Origin of the sequence: Vogesella sp. AC12 (genome assembly GCF_024437575.1) — a bacterium.
Taxonomy (GTDB): domain Bacteria; phylum Pseudomonadota; class Gammaproteobacteria; order Burkholderiales; family Chromobacteriaceae; genus Vogesella; species Vogesella indigofera.
This window is the reverse complement of sequence record NZ_JANFNU010000006.1, coordinates 1-2,779: the sequence shown is the minus strand read 5'-3', so window position 1 is coordinate 2,779 and position 2,779 is coordinate 1. Positions and strand designations below refer to the sequence as shown.

The following is a 2,779-nucleotide window of genomic DNA, read 5'->3' as shown; positions in this document are numbered from 1 at the left end:
AGAGAAGACTCGAACTTCCACACCCTTGCGGGCGCTAGGACCTGAACCTAGTGCGTCTACCAATTCCGCCACCTGGGCTATGCATTTGCTGTATCATCGTTTTCACTGCGTTGCAGCGGTAGCGATGAAGCCCTGCATTATAAGGACGTTTTTGGACGTGTCAATGGTTATTACTAAAAAATCTTCCCCTGAATCGGCTATTCGCCTGTCTGACCCATTCCTGGAGCGGGAAAAGTCCCAATATAACAATCCCTTGCCTAGTCGCGAGTTTGTTTTGCAAATTCTTGCGCAGCAGGGGGTGCCGATGCAATTTGGCGAGCTTGCCGCCGTACTGGAAATCACCGACGAAGAGCAGCCATTATTCGAACGCCGCTTGCGCGCGATGGAGCGAGCCGGGCAAGTGCTGATCAATCGCAAGGGCGAGGTCTGTGTCGCCGACAAGCTGGATCTGCTGCCTTGCCGTGTTAGCGGCCACAAGGACGGCTTTGGCTTCGCGGTGCCGGATGGTGTCACCGGCGAGGATATCTATCTGCCCGAGCGCGAGATGCGCAAGGCGATGCATGGCGACCATGTCATGGTGCGGCTGGCTGGCACCGATCGCCGCGGTCGCCGCGAAGGGCGCATTGTCGAGGTGCTGGAGCGGGCGCAGTCGACGCTGGTCGCCCGCGCCTATTTCGATCATGGTGTCGGCGTGGCCAAGGCCGAGGATCGCCGCATTGGCCAGGAGCTGCTGCTGGAGCCGGAAGGGCACGGTGGTGCCGGTCATGGCCAGGTGGTGATGCTGGAGATCGTTTCCTATCCCGACGAGCATCGCCCGGCAATCGCCAAGGTTATCGAAGTGCTGGGCAATTACGCCGACCCAGGCATGGAGATCGAGGTGGCGCTGCGCAAGCATGACCTGCCGCATGTGTTCTCCGATGCCGCGCTGGCGCAAGCTGCCGCGACGCCGGCCAAGGTGCGCAAGAAGGATCTGGACAAATCGCGGGTTGACCTGCGCTCTTTGCCGCTGGTGACCATCGACGGCGAAACGGCGCGTGATTTCGACGATGCCGTTTTTGCCGAGCGCCAGGGCAAGGGCTTCCGGCTGGTGGTGGCGATTGCCGATGTCAGCCACTACGTGCAGCCGGGCGATGCGCTGGACGGTGACGCCGTGGCGCGTGGCACCTCGGTGTACTTCCCGCGGCGGGTGATTCCGATGCTGCCGGAGGCACTGTCGAACGGCATTTGTTCGCTGAACGCCAACGTCGACCGTCTGTGCATGGTGGCCGACATGCAGATCTCGGCGAAAGGCAAGATCAAGGGGTATCGTTTCTATCCGGCGGTGATGAACTCCAAGGCGCGGCTGACTTACACCCAAGTGTGGGATTGGCTGCAGAAGGGCAGTGACAGCCCCTTGTTGCCGCAATTGCAGACCCTGCATCAGCTGTTCCAGGTGTTGTTGGCCGCGCGTACCCGCCGTGGCGCCATCGAGTTTGAAAGTGTCGAGACGCAGATGGTGTTCAATGAGCACGGCAAGATCGACAAGATCGTGCCGGTGACGCGTAATGATGCCCACCGCTTGATCGAAGAGTGCATGCTTGCGGCCAACGTTTGTGCGGCGGACATCCTGCTCAAGAACCGGCACAAGTGCCTGTTCCGCATTCACGAGGGGCCGACGCCGGAAAAACTGCTCAATCTGCGCAATTACCTGCGCCTGCTGGGACTGGCGCTGGGGGGCGAAGACAAGCCGACGCCCAAGGACTACGCAGAGTTGGCGGAGAAGGTTGCCTTGCGTCCGGATGCGCCGGTGGTGCAGACCATGATGCTGCGTTCGATGCAGCAGGCGGTATATGCGCCGGACAATGTCGGTCACTTCGGTCTGGCGTACGACGCCTATACCCACTTCACCTCCCCGATCCGCCGCTATCCCGATTTGCTGGTGCATCGTGCCATCAAGGCCGTGCTGGCCGGTGGCAAGTACAAGCCGGGCAAGTGGTTGGCACTGGGCGAGCATTGCTCGATGACGGAGCGCCGTGCCGATGACGCCAGTCGCGAAGTGCAGGCGTGGCTGAAAACTTACTATATGCAGGACAAGGTAGGCGAGGTGTTTAGCGGCAAGATCAGTGCGGTAACCGGCTTTGGTGTGTTCGTGTTGCTGGATGATCTCTATGTCGAGGGCCTGTTGCACATTTCCGAGCTGGGCAAGGACTACTTCCACTTCAAGAAAGAGCAGCAAGCCATTGTCGGCGAGAAGAGCGGGCTGCAATACCGGCTGGGTGATGCGGTGCAGGTGCGGGTGGTGCGGGCAAACCTGGAAACGGTACAGGTCGAGTTTGCTTTGGCAACCCGTAGTGTGCCGGCTGCTGGAGAGGAGCCAGCCAAGCGTAAGTCGTCACGCAGTCGCTCTAAAGCAAAGCCGCTTGCAGTTGTGGCGGCGGTAGAGGACGTGTCTCCGCTGACGGAAGAGGTGACGCCGACTGAGCCACAGTCGCCGGCGCCTGCTCGTCGTCAACCGGCGCGCAATCACAGGACAAAGCCAGTCGTTACGCCGGAGGCGGTGGCGGCCGATGTGGCGCCACCCGCTGAAACTCCGGAGCCGGTTTCGACGTCAGCCATTGAGTCGACTCCGGGTCCGGTGGCTGTCGAGCGGGCAAAGCGCCCTCCACGTCGTCGTCACACTCCGTAATTCACCATGTTTTGACTCGCAAAGGTTGGTCGCAAACGTTGCGGCCAACCTTTTTCATTTTTCCTGGTGCTGCGGTGGCTGTGGAATCAAGGACTTGCCGCTTTGGTGTCAAAA

The 2,779-nt window shown here is 60.3% G+C and carries 1 protein-coding gene; it reads left to right on the top strand.

Annotation, left to right across the window (positions count from 1 at the left end; genetic code table 11):
• Window positions 1–163: 163 nt before the first annotated feature.
• Window positions 164–2,665 carry a ribonuclease R gene (gene rnr, locus NOM55_RS10765; RefSeq protein WP_255908693.1) on the top strand — a complete coding sequence of 834 codons (2,502 nt, stop codon included), beginning with the start codon at window positions 164–166 and terminating at the stop codon, window positions 2,663–2,665.
• Window positions 2,666–2,779: the final 114 nt, after the last annotated feature.